The organism is Actinokineospora diospyrosa, from assembly GCF_024171925.1.
GTDB lineage: Bacteria > Actinomycetota > Actinomycetes > Mycobacteriales > Pseudonocardiaceae > Actinokineospora > Actinokineospora diospyrosa.
In genome coordinates this window covers 338,461-353,027 of sequence record NZ_JAMTCO010000009.1, presented here as the reverse complement: position 1 = coordinate 353,027, position 14,567 = coordinate 338,461, and the positions used below count along the sequence as shown (strand labels likewise).

General features: G+C 71.0%; 12 protein-coding genes. 3 read left to right on the top strand and 9 right to left on the bottom strand.

The annotated features are described in order from the left end of the window. Window positions 1-10: 10 nt before the first annotated feature. The 7 genes from LV75_RS19730 to LV75_RS19700 all read right to left on the bottom strand — a co-directional run bounded on the left by LV75_RS19730 (window position 11) and on the right by LV75_RS19700 (window position 8,261). Window positions 11-2,794 (bottom strand): hypothetical protein, encoded by a 2,784-nt coding sequence (locus LV75_RS19730; RefSeq protein WP_253888420.1) that lies wholly within the window; start codon window positions 2,792-2,794, stop codon window positions 11-13. Window positions 2,795-2,803: 9 nt separating this feature from the next. Continuing rightward, entirely contained in the window at window positions 2,804-2,962 is a 159-nt protein-coding gene (locus tag LV75_RS19725) for a DUF6760 family protein (protein ID WP_253888419.1), read from the bottom strand. Next, the gene (locus LV75_RS19720; protein WP_253888418.1) at window positions 2,959-3,393 is read right to left on the bottom strand and encodes a hypothetical protein; all 435 of its coding nucleotides are present in this window, start codon (window positions 3,391-3,393) and stop codon (window positions 2,959-2,961) included. Before LV75_RS19720 ends, LV75_RS19725 begins: the two co-directional genes overlap by 4 nt. A gap of 14 nt (window positions 3,394-3,407) precedes the next feature. After that, a complete protein-coding gene (locus tag LV75_RS19715; RefSeq protein ID WP_204452034.1) occupies window positions 3,408-3,851 on the bottom strand; it encodes a phage tail protein in 444 nt (147 codons plus the stop codon). Between the two features lie 19 nt (window positions 3,852-3,870). Continuing rightward, the gene (locus tag LV75_RS19710; protein WP_253888417.1) at window positions 3,871-5,394 is read right to left on the bottom strand and encodes a phage tail sheath family protein; all 1,524 of its coding nucleotides are present in this window, start codon (window positions 5,392-5,394) and stop codon (window positions 3,871-3,873) included. 202 nt (window positions 5,395-5,596) lie between these two features. After that, on the bottom strand, window positions 5,597-7,600 hold the full coding sequence (locus LV75_RS19705; protein WP_253888416.1) for an ATP-binding protein: 2,004 nt from the start codon (window positions 7,598-7,600) through the stop codon (window positions 5,597-5,599). Then, entirely contained in the window at window positions 7,593-8,261 is a 669-nt protein-coding gene (locus LV75_RS19700; protein ID WP_253888415.1) for a Pvc16 family protein, read from the bottom strand. The genes LV75_RS19705 and LV75_RS19700 overlap by 8 nt, the downstream gene beginning before the upstream one ends. A 557-nt stretch (window positions 8,262-8,818) precedes the next feature. On the opposite strand from LV75_RS19700, the gene LV75_RS19695 reads away from it, so the two are divergent. Further along, window positions 8,819-10,354, top strand: a complete 1,536-nt coding sequence (locus tag LV75_RS19695) for an amidase (protein ID WP_253888534.1) — start codon at window positions 8,819-8,821, stop codon at window positions 10,352-10,354. Window positions 10,355-10,513: 159 nt separating this feature from the next. Beyond that, on the top strand, window positions 10,514-11,968 hold the full coding sequence (locus LV75_RS19690) for an FAD-dependent monooxygenase (protein ID WP_253888414.1): 1,455 nt from the start codon (window positions 10,514-10,516) through the stop codon (window positions 11,966-11,968). Here LV75_RS19690 and LV75_RS19685 read toward each other — a convergent pair. Beyond that, window positions 11,965-13,170 (bottom strand): MFS transporter, encoded by a 1,206-nt coding sequence (locus LV75_RS19685; protein ID WP_253888413.1) that lies wholly within the window; start codon window positions 13,168-13,170, stop codon window positions 11,965-11,967. The two genes, LV75_RS19690 and LV75_RS19685, sit on opposite strands and share 4 nt — an antisense overlap. Continuing rightward, complete coding sequence (locus LV75_RS19680; protein ID WP_253888412.1) at window positions 13,170-13,754, bottom strand: helix-turn-helix domain-containing protein; 585 nt, start codon at window positions 13,752-13,754, stop codon at window positions 13,170-13,172. The genes LV75_RS19685 and LV75_RS19680 overlap by 1 nt, the downstream gene beginning before the upstream one ends. Window positions 13,755-13,856: 102 nt before the next feature. Between LV75_RS19680 and LV75_RS19675 the strand changes: the two genes are divergently transcribed. Beyond that, window positions 13,857-14,546, top strand: a complete 690-nt coding sequence (locus LV75_RS19675) for a hypothetical protein (RefSeq protein WP_253888411.1) — start codon at window positions 13,857-13,859, stop codon at window positions 14,544-14,546. The last annotated feature ends 21 nt before the right edge of the window (window positions 14,547-14,567 follow it).

The following is a 14,567-nucleotide window of genomic DNA, read 5'->3' as shown; positions in this document are numbered from 1 at the left end:
CCTCCTCAGCTCAGCGCCACCGGTCGGTCACCCGACCGCGGCGTTCGCGGTCGAGCCGCAGCTCGGTCTTGAGCCTGCGCAGCAGCGGGTCGAACAGCTTGCGCACCAGTTCCTCCGGAACAGCCTCCGGCGGCGCCCCGGACGCGGGCGCCGCCGTCGAAGCCGCCGCGGGGGCGGGTGTCTGGGTCACCGGTGGTGGGGCCGCCTCGGGTGTCGGGGCGGGCTCGGGTTCCGGCGGCGGGTCGTCGACCCGTTGGACAGCGGGCACCAACTCCACCGGCCGCGACGCGTGTCGCGGCGATGGTGTCAGTGGCGGCGGCAGTGTCGGCGGCGGCAGTGGTGATTGCGCGGCGGGCAGTTCCCCCGGTGGGTCGTGGCTCCGCTGGACGGCGGGGACCGGGGGTGGTTGCGGGGGTGGTCCCAGGCGGTCCGGGTTCGCCGGTGGCGCGGGGGTTCGGGCGAGGCCGAGGGTCGGTGCGTCGGTGGCCGGGGGTGTGGGGTCGACGGCCCGGGAGAGGGACACGACGCGCAGGTCCGGGTCGAGGGCGCCGGGCCGGGTGGGGAAGGTGAGCGGGACGGGCACGTCCGACTGCCCAGGGGCCTGCTCGGGTCGCGACACGAGCGGCGTCGGCTGGGTGGCCAGGATGGGCTGGACCGTGTGCACCGTCTCGGCGGACCGGGCAGCCTGGTCGGGCGGGCCTGCGTGAGTGGGTAGAGCGGCCTCAGTTGACAGGGTGAGGCGAGTTGATACAGCGGGCAGGGCGGGGTGAGTAGGCAATGCGGGTAGAGCGGGGTGGGTAGGCGAAGCGGGTGGTGCGGGGTGCGCGGGTGAAGTGGTCTGAGTGGTCAAGACCGTCTGGATGGTGGGGGTGGGCAGGGACGTTTGGGCGCGGTGGGCGGGCGGAACCACTGCGCCGGGATGGACGGGCAGAGCGGGTGGCCCGAGTGGAGTGGGGTGAGCCGCTGAGGCGGGATTGGTGGGCAGAGCTGGCTGGGTGATCAGCGTTTGGACAGTGGGGGCGGGGTGAGTGGGCAGGGTGGGGTGGGTGGGCAGGGTGGGGTGAGTGGACAGAGTGGGCAGAGCGGGGTGGGCGGACAGGGTGGGCTGGCTGGGGCTAGCAGGTAGGGCGGGCTGGTTCGGGAGGGTGGGTTGCCCGCCCGGCTCGATGTCGGGGTGGGCGAGGTCGGGGGTGGGCGTCGTGGCACGGGCAGGCGGGCTGGTGGGGTCGATGGGCTCGCCGAGGCCGAGGCGGCGCTGGACAGTGGCGATGACGGGGCGGTCCGGTTCGGGCACGGGCCTGGCGATCGGCTCGCCCAGCCCGGGCTCGGCAGCGCGCTGCACGGCCGTGGGGAGGCTGGGAGCCTCGCTCGTGCTGGGCAGGTCGACCGTGCTGATTCCCGGAAGTTCGAGTCGCTGCGCCAATGGAGTGGCGCCACCCAGCACCGGCGCGTCGACATCGGTCGAGTGGCCCGTCTCTGACTTAGGCAGATCCAAGGCTTCGCGCACGACCGGCAGCTCCGTCGTGGGCGCCGACTCCCCCACACCCAACATCTCACGCCCAGCAGGCGAATCCGCCTCTACCCGCTGCACCCCTATCGGCCCCGGAACACTCACGCCCAAGGTCTCACGCGCGATAGGCAAATCCTGTCCCGACTGCTCCGCACCCAACGACTCACGCGTCACAGGCAAGTCCGCCTCGACCCGTTGCACACTCGGCAAACCCGCCGCAGTCTGTGCCACGCCTAACGCATCGTGCGCGACCGGTAGATCCGTTTCGGCTCGCTGCGCCCGAACTGACTCAGACCCGCTCGGCAGGATCGCAGCCCGCGACGACTCCCCCACACCCAACGTCTCGCGCACCACAGGCGCATCCACCTCGGTCCGCTCCGCGCCCACCGCATCGTGGGCGACCGGCAACCCCGCCTCAACCCGCTGCACCCCGATCGGCTCTAGCGCACCCACCGTGGTCTGCTCCGACCGCTGCACACCCAACGCTTCGCCCGTCACCGGAAGATCCACCGCAGTCCGGTCATCCGCCGGCTCCGGCGTACTCGGCGGACCCACCGGTTGCGCCAACTCACGCGCGCCCAACGTCTCCCGAGTCTCGGGCGAATCCGCTGACCGCTGCACGCCCACCGCATCCTGCGCGACCGGCAGATCCACCGCGGCTCGCTGCACGTCCGCCACCTCATGCGGCGCGGTCACCACAGACCCCACCTCGTGCGCAGACACACCGGGCGAGTCCGGCCCAGACTGATCACCCCGCCGAACATCCAACGCCTCGTGCGCGGTCGGCGCGTTCAGGTCCGTCCGCTGCACACTCGGCGCCTCGTGCGCGATCGGCGACTCGGCCAAGCCCCGCTCGTGCGCGAGCGGAGCATCCACTGTAGAGGGTTCTGATGTATCAGTCTGAACCCGTTGCGCCACCGGATGTTCCTGGGTGGCTGGGCGTTCCGGGACCGCCGGGAGCCAGATCGTCGGCTCCTCGGTCCACCTCGACACCGTCACCTGGTCCTTACCGCGCTTGGGCGGCACTGCCAGCGGGAGCTCGACGACCGGCGTCAGCACGTCCGCCACCCCACCCGGCTCCGCCTCGCCGACGCGGTGCGCGAGCGGCCGCAGGAACGACGGGTTCTGCCACGCGGTGAGCCCGGAGCTGAAGCGCTGCACCGGGTTCACCACGGGGTGCGCGGGCACCACCCGCTGGATCGGTGGCAGCGCGCGCCAGTCCGCCCGCTCCACCCGGTCCGGCGGGGTGGCTGCGGGCGCGGGCTTGCGTCGCCACGGCCACATCGGTTCTGCTCACCGTCCCTGCGTGATCCTGGTGTTGATGCGGGCGATCTCGGCCACGTAGCGCAGCCGGTCGGGGTGTTCGAGGTCGAGGATCTCCTCCAGCGGCCAGTGGAAGTGGTAGGCGACGTACGCGACCTCCTCGTGCAGCCGGTCTGCCGCGTACGTCACGATTCCCCCAGGCGCCCCCCGGCGGTCCCGCCCGCCAGGTCGACGGCGAAGCCGTGGCCGCACTGCGGGCACGCCACACCCGCGCGGGTGTGCCCCTCGCTGTTGACCCGCCGGTAGAGCTCCTGCAGGAACGCCAGGTCGGCGGCGAACAGGTTCTCGATGACCCCGGCGTGCACGTCGGTGACCTCGCCGATGCGGGTGACCACCCTGGCCAGCAGCACCACGGTCAGGTAGGCGGGGTTCTCCCGGACCCGGTCGTCGCGCAGCGGGACGAGCTCGTCGCGGGCGGTGGCCAGCCGCATGGTCCCGCTGTGGTGGGCGACGCCGTTGTCGTCGACGTAGCCGCGGGGCAGTTCGAAGGCGAACTCGGTGCGCAGCTCCCGCCGCGGCTCGCTGGGCCGCGGCGGGTCCTGGACCCCGACACCGGTCATCGATCGGCGCACGGTTACTCGACTTCCATCTGCTCGTAGGTGATGACGAGCTTCTCGGTGAGCACGCTGGTGTCGCCCGCCTTGAGCGAGCCGATCTCCAGCGTCTTGGGCCAGGCGTTGGTCAGCTTGTAGCGCTTGATCGGCTGGCCCTCGTAGTCGTAGACGATGATCGCCCCGCCCTTGCGCGCGTCGGCCATCTTGCCGAAGTGGGCGTCCTTGACCCACTTCTCGAAGCTGGTGTCGCCGGTGAGGCCGCGGGTGAGGGTGACCTCGCCCGCCTTGGGCCGCCCGGGCAGCTTCTTGATGACGTACTTGCCGTCGGCGGTGTTCTGCTTGAGCTCGATCACGTCCTGTTCCATCTTCAGGCCGCTGACCTCGTTGATGCTCTTGATCTGGATGCCGTCGACCTCAAGGCCGAAGGAGTGGCCGACGGAGGTGTCGAGATCGGGGAGTGCCATCTGCTGTCACCCTTCGGGATTACTCGTTGACCAGGCTGGTGCCGCCGGAGAGCTGGGCGAGCCGGAACACCACGAACTCGGCGGGTTTGACCGGCGCGACCCCGATCTCGCACACCACGTGGCCCGCGTCGATGCTCTCGGCCGGGTTGGTCTCCAGGTCGCACTTGACGTAGAACGCCTCGTCCGGGGTGTTGCCGAACAGCGCGCCCTTGCGCCACTCGTTGACCAGGAACGCGCTGATGGTGCGCCGGATCCGGGCCCACAGCGCCTCGTCGTTGGGCTCGAACACCACCCACTGGGTGCCGTTGAGGATGGACTCCTCGAGGTAGTTGAACAGCCGCCGCACGTTGAGGTAGCGCCAGTCGGTGTCGCTGGTGAGGGTGCGCGCGCCCCAGACCCGGATGCCGCGGCCGGTGAACGAGCGCAGCACGTTGACGCCGATCGGGTTGAGCAGCGCCTGCTCGGCCTGGGTGACCCCGCTCTGCAGCTGCAGCACGCCGCGCACGACCTCGTTGGCCGGGGCCTTGTGCACACCGCGGGTGCCGTCGTTGCGGGCCCACACGCCCGCCAGGTGCCCGCTCGGCGGGACGAACACGGTGCCCTCGCCAGCGGGGTCGGCGACCTTGATCCACGGGTAGTACAGGGCGCCGTAGCGGGTGTCGTAGTTGACCTCCTCGCGCCACTGCTTGACCGCCTGCGGGGTCAGCCCGGGCGGGGAGTCCAGGATGGCCATCCGGTCGCCCATCAGCTCGGCGTGCGCGATCATCGCGGTCTGCACCGCCTGCACGCCCTCGAGGTCGATCAGCTCGCGCTCGTAGAGGCCCATCAGGTCCGGGACGGCCACCATGGTGACCTCCTCGACGATCTCCAGCCCGCCGAAGCCGGTGCGGTCGGCGACGTCGCCGACGATGTCCTCGGCCCGGATGGCCGACGGCGGACCGGCGGTCGGCTCGGCCAGGACCGCGGTTGTCTTGTCGGGCTTGACGAGCGCGCCGCCGGTGACCTCCTCGACGGTGATCAGCGAGGACTTCTCCCTGACGACGGTGACCACGTTCTCCTTGCCGCGCTTGGTGGTCGCGGTGTGCGTCTCGACGACCTTCCCACCCTGCTTGACCACGAGGGTGAACCGGTCCTCCGGCGCGTTCTCCTCGGTGGGGTGGGTGACCTCGACGGTGATCTCGTCGGCCTTGCCCGCGGGCAGCTGCTTGGCCGCGACCCGGTAGTTGCCCAGCACGGCCTGGGCCGGTGGCGGGGCGCCGTCACCGTTGCCGTTCCCGTTGCCGGACCCGACGCGCACGACGTAAGCCGTGCTGCCGCCGTTGAGGAAGTAGCCGAAAACGGCTTGGGCGAGGTACCCGCCTTCCAGGAAGCCGCCGAACACCTGGGTGAACTGCCCCCAGTTGGTGACCAGTGTCGGCTCGTCGTAGGGCCCGCGCTCGGCGAGCCCGACGAAGGCGGCGACCGCGGTCCCGACTCCCTCGATCGGCCGAGACCCCGACTCCACCTCCTCCACGTACACACCCGGGGAGAGGTAATTGGGCATGATCTGCCTCCAAGGGAGTCGACCGCTGACAGAACCGATACTGGTCGTGCGGCCCACCCCGCTCCCAGGGCCCTGTGGCGGCGTCGGGGGGTAACTCCGGTTGCCCGAAGAGGCAGCCGAGCACACTCCGAAGGGGACGGGCCGGGTGGCGGGGCGGGCACGGCGGGTGGGCGCGGCGGGCGCCCGGGGGGCCCGCCGCGGGTCAGACGATGAGCGCGATCTCGTGGTAGGGACCGAATTCCCGCTCCAGGCACAGCCTGCCGAGCTTGCGGTACTCACGGGCGACCGCACCGACCAAGCGGGCCATCGACACCGGCTCGTCGGAGTCGGCGGCGAGGTAGGCGGCGGTGATCGCGGCGGAGCGGATGTGCCCGCCCGCGAGTTCGAAGGAGTCGGCGAGGAAGTCGAGGTCCAGGTCGTCGCCGCGGGGCACGGCGGTGCCCAGGCAGCGGTCCCACAGCCTGCGGCGCAGGGCCTCGTCGGGGACCGGGAAGTCGACCACGACGTCGAGCCTGCGGGTGAACGCCTCGTCGAGGTTGGCGCGCAGGTTGGTGGAGAGCAGGGCGATGCCCTCGAAGGTCTCCATGCGCTGCAACAGGTACGCGCTCTCGATGTTGGCGTAGCGGTCGTGCGCGTCGCGGACCTCGGAGCGCTTGCCGAAGATCGCGTCGGCCTCGTCGAACAGCAGCACCCCGTTGACACCCGCGGCCTCGGCGAAGATCCGCTCCAGGTTCTTCTCGGTCTCGCCGACGTACTTGTCCACGACGGTGGCCAGGTTGACGGTGTAGAGGTCCATGCCCAGCGCGCGGGCGATCACCTCGGCGGACATCGTCTTGCCGGTGCCGGAGTCGCCCGCCATGAGCCCGGTGACGCCGCGGCCGCGGCCACCGCCCGGGCGCATGCGCCACTCGTCGAGGACGCGGTCGCGGTGGCGGGCGCGGGCGGCGAGTTCGCGCAGCCCGGCCATGACCGGGGCGGGGAGCACGAGGTCGTCCCAGCCGACGGTGGGCTCGATCCGGCGGGCGAGGCGGTGCAGCCCGGCGGCGTTCTGACCGCGCGCGCCCGCCCGCAGGTGTTCGGCGCGGACGAGTCCGCCGGAAGAGACGGCGGCGAGTTCGGCGGCGTAGGCGGCGTGCCGGATCTGACCGGGGCCGAGGACGAAGTGGGCCGTTACCGCTGCCGGATCCGCGTCGGGGGCCAGTTTCCCGGCCAGGCAGGCCCGCCAGATGGCCGTGCGGGTAGCGACTGGGAGGGGCCGGACGTCATGTTGGACGGGTGGGGTGAGGCTCCAGCCCGGGTCCCAGACCGACGTGCCATGCAGCACCGTTGGCACTGCCGGGTGGGACAGCTTGCCTAGTGGCAACGGGGTGCCGTTGACGTCGATCGGCCCGATGATGATGCCCGCGCCGCGCAGCAAGGCTTCACGCAGCAAGGCTCGGGCGGTGTCATCGGGGTAGTCGGGCGGGAGTCGATGTGTGTCGACGATCAGCGCGGCGAATCCGGCTTCACCAAGTGCGGCTGCCGCGGTCTCTCTAGCACCGCATCCGGGATGCTCGCGTAGGTAGATGGACCTGACGCCGCCGAGGAAGGCACGGGCGAGGAGGTCGGTGCCGGGGAGTGTGTCGAGTTCGGTGGCCAGGGACGCGAACCCGGTGATGCCGGGGTCCATTCTGGTGTCGCCGAGCAGGTGGGCCACGACGCGGTCTGGGACGCGTAGTGAGCGGGAGAGCAATGGGCGGTCTCGGTCATCTACGACCAACAAGCCGGAAGTGATGAGCGGGGCGTCCGCGTCGAGCCTGGCCCTTGCGGGCGCGGAGGCTTCCGGCACACCGCACAGTCTCAAGGCGAGCCCAACGCTGGCGCGACGGCGGGTGACATCGTCGTTGAGGTAGCCATAGAACTGCTCGAACCGGCTGTCTATGTCCGGGGCCACGGCGATAAGCAGCAGCTCGGTGTCCAGCGGGCTAAGAGGCACCAGCGTGGTGAGGCGGTCCGACAGACCTGACGGGTCGAGATCGCCGGGCAGCGGGAACGGCGAGCGACTCTCGGCGAACAGGGCGTCTATGGCTTCCTCGGACAGGTAGAGCCCTCGGAACGGATCGTCCGGGTTGGGATCACCAGCGCGACGCAGCGCCACGGCGTCCCGGATGCGTTGCTCTAATGCGGCCAACCTGTCGAATAGGTGGACGACGCTCGTGTCAGTCACTACTCCCCCTCCGGACCCTGGTCATCGCGACCCGTTCGGGCACGTGACCAGGGGTGGCCTCGCTCGGCACGTTGTGCTCGACGGTGTCGCCCGCCTCCCCACCGATATTGAGGCGCACGCCCTCGCTGGCGGGCGGGCCCGCGGGGAACACCCGCCCGGTCTCCATGGGAGCGGACACCACGATGTCGAGAGAGGGCTTGAGTTCACCCCCTAGCGCCGTCCACACGTCAGCGAAAGCTCGGTCCTCGGGCGGCGGCAGGGCCACCGTCATCGGAAGGGGGAGCCCCAGTTCGGCGAGGGTGCCTTCGAGGAGTTCCGCAGGGATGGCCTCGTAGCGCAAGAACCGGCTCAGCAGGGAGGCGAGGAGTCGGTGTTCATCCTCAGGACGCTGGGTCCAGGCCGTGACGAGGTAAGAGAGCTTGAAGTACCGGGGCGGAAGGTGCCGGGCAGTCACCACACCGTTGACGTACTCGTTGTGCAGACCGCGCTGTCTACGACGCATGTCCTCACGGACGTCGTAGAGGTAGACATTGACAGTTGGCGCATTGCGGCGCGACGCCCAGTCCTTGGTGGGCGCCTCGAAGGCGACATCCACCTCCCCGCCCAACAGCGGGTCGTCCCGAACCAGACGCCGTAGGCACAGGTCGACCTCGTGAATCACGGTGCCTCCCAGGCTGTGCTGACCTGCGCTCGACTATCGCGCGCGGTGCTCCGAGCCGACAGCCGTGAACCGCCGTCCGTGGGGGAACGGGCAGTTTCCCCAACGGGCAACTCCCCACCCTCGCCCTCACCCCTTCCCCCTCATCCCTCCCTCATCCCTCCCTCCCTCCCCCCCACCACCAACCCCACCTCCTGCCACTGCTCGATGGGGCGGACTTGTTTTGCGTGGGGGACAACACCCGTAGCGTTTCCTCGCGGCAGGGCCAGTCTTTTCGGCCCCTGCTGTGCGGACCTGCCACGGGTGTTGTAAGGGCCCCACGCAAAACAAGTTCGCCCCATCGAGCCCACCGCACTCCCAACCCCAGCACGGCCCCACCGATGCGCGCCCCATCGAGCCCACCGCACCCCCAGCCCCAGCGCGGACGCGTACCTCACCCATCGAGCCACACGCACTGCCCAGCCACGCCAGCACACGGTCACCGTCCCAGGTCAGGCAACTGGCACCCGTTGACGTAGATCGCGGTCCCCGTTTGAATCACGCGGGTGCGCGTGAAGCAGATGTTGGCGGTCCTCAGCCTTTCGGTGCTGGTCTCGGTCATCCCGGGCCCCATCGCGGCGGCGTCCCTCGGGTTCGACCTCGACCGGGCGACGATCCCCCAACTCCAACGCCTGATGGACCGAGGCGCTCTTACCTCTGTGCGGCTGACCCAGGCCTACCTGGACCGGATCAGGACCGTGGACAAGAAGGTCAACGCGGTCCTGAAGGTCGATGACTCTGCCTTGGCTCAGGCACGCGCGAGCGACCAGCGCCGCAAGCGCGGGCACGCCCGGGGGCCGCTAGAGGGCATCCCGGTCCTTCTTAAGGACAACATCGACACCCGTGGACTAACCACCACGGCAGGGTCACGCGCGCTGCTAGGCGCTCCCCCATCGGCAGATGCCACTTTGGTGTCGCGTTTGCGCGACGGTGGCGCTGTCGTGCTCGGTAAGGCCAACCTGTCCGAGTGGGCGAACTTCCGCTCAACCCACTCGACGTCGGGTTGGTCTGGTGTGGGCGGGCAGACCAACAACCCTTACGTCCTCGACCGCAATCCGTGCGGCTCGTCGTCCGGGTCAGGTGCGGGTGTCGCGGCGAGCTTGGCCCAGGTGGCCATCGGCACGGAAACCGACGGCTCCATCGTGTGCCCGTCGGCCGCGAACGGCATCGTGGGGCACAAGCCGAGCCTCGGCCTGGTCAGCCGCACCGGCGTGGTCCCGATCTCCCTGGAACAGGACACAGCGGGCCCCATGGCCCGAAACGTCGTGGACGTCGCGATCACCCTGTCTGTCCTTCAAGGTCGCGATCGCGCCGATAAGGCCACTTTGGCGTACCCGAGCGCTCAGCCAACCGACTACGAGCACGCCCTGCGCCCTAACGCCCTGCGCGGTACCCGGATCGGTCTGTGGCGCCTCGCGGGTATCGACAAGGACGTGGACCGGATCGTGGAGCAGGCCGCGGCCACGCTGCGCACGCAAGGTGCCACGGTGGTCGAGGTAGACCTGCCGTATCAGGCCGAGATCGGCGAGATCGAGTTCCCGGCGCTGATCACGGAGATCGCCCGCGACCTCCCCGCGTACCTGCGGCACCGTCCGCAGGCACCGCAAACCATCCAGGGCCTCATCGACTTCAACCGCCGCGACCCGGTGGAGCTCAGCAAGTTCGGCCAGGAACTCTTCGAGCAGGCCGCCACGGCCCCGAGCCCGAGCGACCCCACCTACCGCGCGCAGCGCGCGAAGGCGACTTCCCTGGCCCGCCGCTCGATCGACGAGACGCTCGCGGCCCAGCACCTGGACGCCATCGTCGCCCCCACCAACAGCCCCGCTTGGCCCACCAACTACGAGACCGGCGACGCCTACATCCTCGGCACCTCCACCCCGGCCGCCGTCGCGGGTTACCCGTCCACCACAGTCCCGGCGGGTTACGCGGGCGAACTCCCGGTGGGGTTGTCGTTCATCACCGGGCGTTGGGCGGACGCGAAGTCCCTCGCGTTGGCGGGCGCGTTCGAGAAGGCCAACCCGGTTCGGCGTGCTCCCCGGTACCTGCCGAAGGTGTAGCCGGACGCGGGGTTATATCGCTTGCGGCACCCGCAGGGGTGCCGGACACTGAGCCGCCGATGCCAGGACCGCGTGAATCCGGGACCAGCGAGCCACGCGGCCGCGCCCGACGACGGGGACGCGCGGCGACTGGGTGGGAACCGGGCGAAGTGGTGGTTCATGTTCGATGTGATCGTTGCCGGGTGCGGGCCGACGGGCGCGATGCTGGCCGCCGAACTGCGGCTGCACGACGTGCGGGTCCTCGTCGTGGAGAAGGAGCCCGAGCCGACGTCGTCGTTCGTCCGCGTGGTCAGTCTGCACATCCGCAGCATCGAGCTGATGGCGATGCGCGGCTTGCTGGACCGCCTGCTCGAACGTGGACGGCAGCGCCCGGTCGGTGGCATCTTCGCCGCCATCCCCAAACCGGCGCCGCAAGGCCTGGACTCCGCCTACGACTACCTGCTGGGCATCCCGCAACCGGTCATCGATCAGGTGCTCGGGGCACACGCGGTCGACCTGGGCGCACAGGTCCGGCGCGGTAGCGCGGTGGTCGGCTTCGAGCAGGACGACGAGGGCGTGACCGTCGAGCTGGCCGACGGCGACCAGGTGCGGGCGCGCTACCTCGTCGGCTGTGACGGCGCGCGCAGCACGGTGCGCAAACTGCTCGGCGTCGGCTTCCCCGGCGAGCCCTCGCGCAACGACACGTTGATGGGCGAGATGGCGGCGGGCGCGCCACCCGAGGAGATCGCCGCCAAGGTGGCCGAGATCCAGCAGAGCGCCAGGTCCTTCAGCTTCGGTCCCTTCGGCGAGGGGATCTACCGCGTCGTCGTGCCCGCCGCGGGGGTCAGCGAGGACCGGGCGGAACCGCCCACCCTGGAGGACTTCGCACAGGGGTTGCGCGCCATCGCCGGAACCGACTTCGGTGTGCACTCCCCGCGCTGGCTGTCCCGCTTCGGCGACGCGACCCGGCTGGTCGAGCGGTACCGGGTCGGGCGGGTGCTGCTGGCGGGCGACGCGGCGCACATCCACCCGCCCGCGGGCGGCCAGGGCCTGAACCTGGGCGTCCAGGACGCGGTCAACCTCGGTTGGAAGCTGGCCGGGCAGGTGCGCGGCTGGGCGCCGGAAGCGTTGCTGGACAGCTACCACGACGAACGCCACCCGGTCGCCGCGGACGTGCTGGACAACACCCGCGCCCAGGTGGCGCTGTCGTCGGCCGAACCGGGCGCGCGGGCCGTGCGGGGGCTGCTCTCCGAACTGATGGACATCGACGCGGTGAACCGCCACCTGATCGAGAAGATCACCGCGCTCGGCGTCCGCTACGACCTCGGCGCGGGCCCCGACCTGCTCGGCCGCAGGCTGCGCGACATCGACCTGGGCCGGGGCACCCTCTACGACCGCCTGCGCCGGGGTCGCGGCCTGGTGCTCGACCGCACCGGGGAGCTGGCCGTCGGGGGCTGGTCGGACCGGGTCGACCTCATCGCGGACCCCGCCGCGGCGCTGGACGCCCCGGCCATCCTGCTGCGCCCCGACGGGTACGTCGCCTGGGTCGGGGAGCACCAGCGGGACCTCGACGAGCAGCTCACCCGCTGGTTCGGCGAGCCCGCCACCCCGAGTCCCGGCAGCCCGAGCCACTAGACCAGGGCGAGCTCGTCGCGGCGGGCGGGCTTGCGCAGGCCGAGCAGGGGGATCACACCAGCGGCGAGCAGGAGCGCGGCCTGGCTGTTGAGCAGGACGGAGAGGTTGCAGACCTCGACCAGCGCGCCCGCCGCGAGCATGCCCACCGCCTGGAACGCGGCCATGGTGGCGAACGCCGTCGTCAGGACGCGGCCGGTGCGCTCGGCGGGGACAGCGGACTGCAGCAGGGTCAGCGACCCGGTCGTCGCGACCACCGCCGGGACGCCGAGGAGGATGAAGAGTCCGATGTAGACCCAGAGCTGGGTGCTCACCGCGGGCAGGTTCCACATGGTGGCGCAGAGCGAGCCGAACACCAGCCCGCCCCAGCCGAGGAGAGCGCGCGGGCCCGCACCGCGCGCCATCGTCGCGAGCACCACCCCCGCCGCGAGCCCGCCGATCGCCTGGACACCGCGCAGCAGGCCGACTTCGGCCTCCCCCGCGCCCAGCGGACCGGTCACGAACACCACGAACAGGACGAGGAACATCCCCTGGGCGACCGAGACGAGCACCAGCGTGATCCCCAGGGTCCGAAGTGGACCGCGCCGGAACTCGCCCACTCCCGCGGTCCATTGCCGCACCATCGGTGAGCGCTCGGAGACCACAGCGGACCCCGGCATCGCGGACACCAGCAACGCCGCGGCGGCCACCAGGGCGGCGACCGCGCCGACCACCACCCACTGGAGGCCGAACACCCCCAGCACGACGCCACCCAGGGCACTGCCCACCAAGCGGGCCGCGCTGCTGTTGAACCCCATCAACGCGTTCGCGGCCGTCAACTGCTCAGCGCGCACCACGGCGGGCACCAGCGCCGAGCGAGTCGGCTCGAACACCGCCGCGACCGCCGACTGGGCCACCAGCACCGCGATCACCAACCCCGAATCCCGCCCCAGCAACAACGGCAGCAACACCGCCGCCTGCAGCAGGCACACACCCAACAGCAGCCTGCGACGGTCCCACCGGTCCACGAGAACGCCGGTGACCGGGCTGAGCAGCACCGTGGGCAGCAGTCCCGCGACCATCGCCAACGCGGTCGACCCCGCCGAGCCGGTGCTCTGGTAGATGTAGACCGGCAGCGCCACCTGCGCCATCCACTCGGCGGCCTCCTCGAACAGCCCGGCGACCCACAGCCGGACGAACGGGCCCCGCCCCAGCAGGTCCCTCATCAGCTCGGCCGCCCGTCGGCCTCGATGCGCAGGAACGCCCGCCAACTCGCCTGCACCGGTCGCGCCTCCTCGGGGGCGTCGCCGCGGATGGTCGAGACGTACGACCTGACCAGCGCGTCGATGGCGGCGTGCAGGTCGGTCAGCTCGTCGGGGGTGATCCGCAACGAGTACTGGTTGAGCTGGGACGCTCGGCGCCAGCGCGGGTCCATCTCGCCCATGGTGTCGAGGTAGCGCTGGGTGAGCACCTGCTCGTTGCCCAGCGTCGCCCCGAACGCCGCGACCTGGGCGGCCCGGGTCGCCCCGTCGGCCTCGAACTCGCCGATCTCCAACCCGACCTGCGTCGCCCGCCACGGCCGCTCCCGCCCGTCAGTACCGGGGGCAGGCTCCACCAGCCCCCACTTCTGCAGCTGCCGCAGGTGCCAACTGCAGTTCGACGCCGAGGAGTCGACCGCGGTCGCGCACTCGCTGGCCGTGCGCTGCCCGACCGCCATGAGGTAGCTCAGCAACGCCGTCCGCAGCGGGTGCGCCAGCGCCCGCATCAACTCCACATCGCGCACCCGCAGCCGCGGCGGCAACTCGGCCATGATCATCCAATCTGAAGGAACTCTTTCGAAATTTCTCTTTCAGAGTCTCTCGACGAGCGGCCCGAGTCAAGCCCCACCGGCGGGACGTGATGTGCTCTCGCCGTGGCCGAGCTCCCCCTCCCCGCCGACCCCCGCGACTCCCCCGCACCGCGGGCCAGGTCAGCCCGACGCGGGCAGGTGCGCGCGCTGGTCGGCGTGCTGGGCTGCTTGGGTGCCGCTTTCGCCGGGTGGACGCTGTACGAGCAGCTCACCGCGGGCGCCCCGGCTTTCGCGGTCCGGATCGCGGTGTGCGTCGCACTGTTCGTGGCGGCGGGCATCCTGCTGATCCACTACGCGCTGCTGGCCACCCTGTTCGCCGCGGGCCTGGCCCTGCTGCTCGCGGGCGCGCCCGGCACCAACTGGCTCTACGTCGGCATCGGCGCGTACCTGCTGGTGACCGCGCTGCTGGGCACGTGGCTGGTCATCAGCGGCACGCGGGAGCGGGCGAAGTACGCCCCCTTGGTGGAGACGCTGATCGCGCACGGGAGCAGGCACGCGGGCGAGGTCACCGCCACCCAGGACACCGGCAAGCACGGCGGCGACACGCAGGTCACCGTCGAGGTGACCGTCAGCCACTCCAGCGGCCCCACGACCCTCTCCCGCTCCTTCAGCGTCGTGCACATCCCCCGCGTCGGCGATCCCGTCCTGGTGCTGCGCACCCCCGAGCACACCGCCCTCGTCTTCACCGGTGATCGAGACCACCGCGACGAGCTCCGCAGGCAGCTCAAAGCGGCCGGGGCGGCGCGACTGTAGAGGTGGTGCCGGACCGCGTCC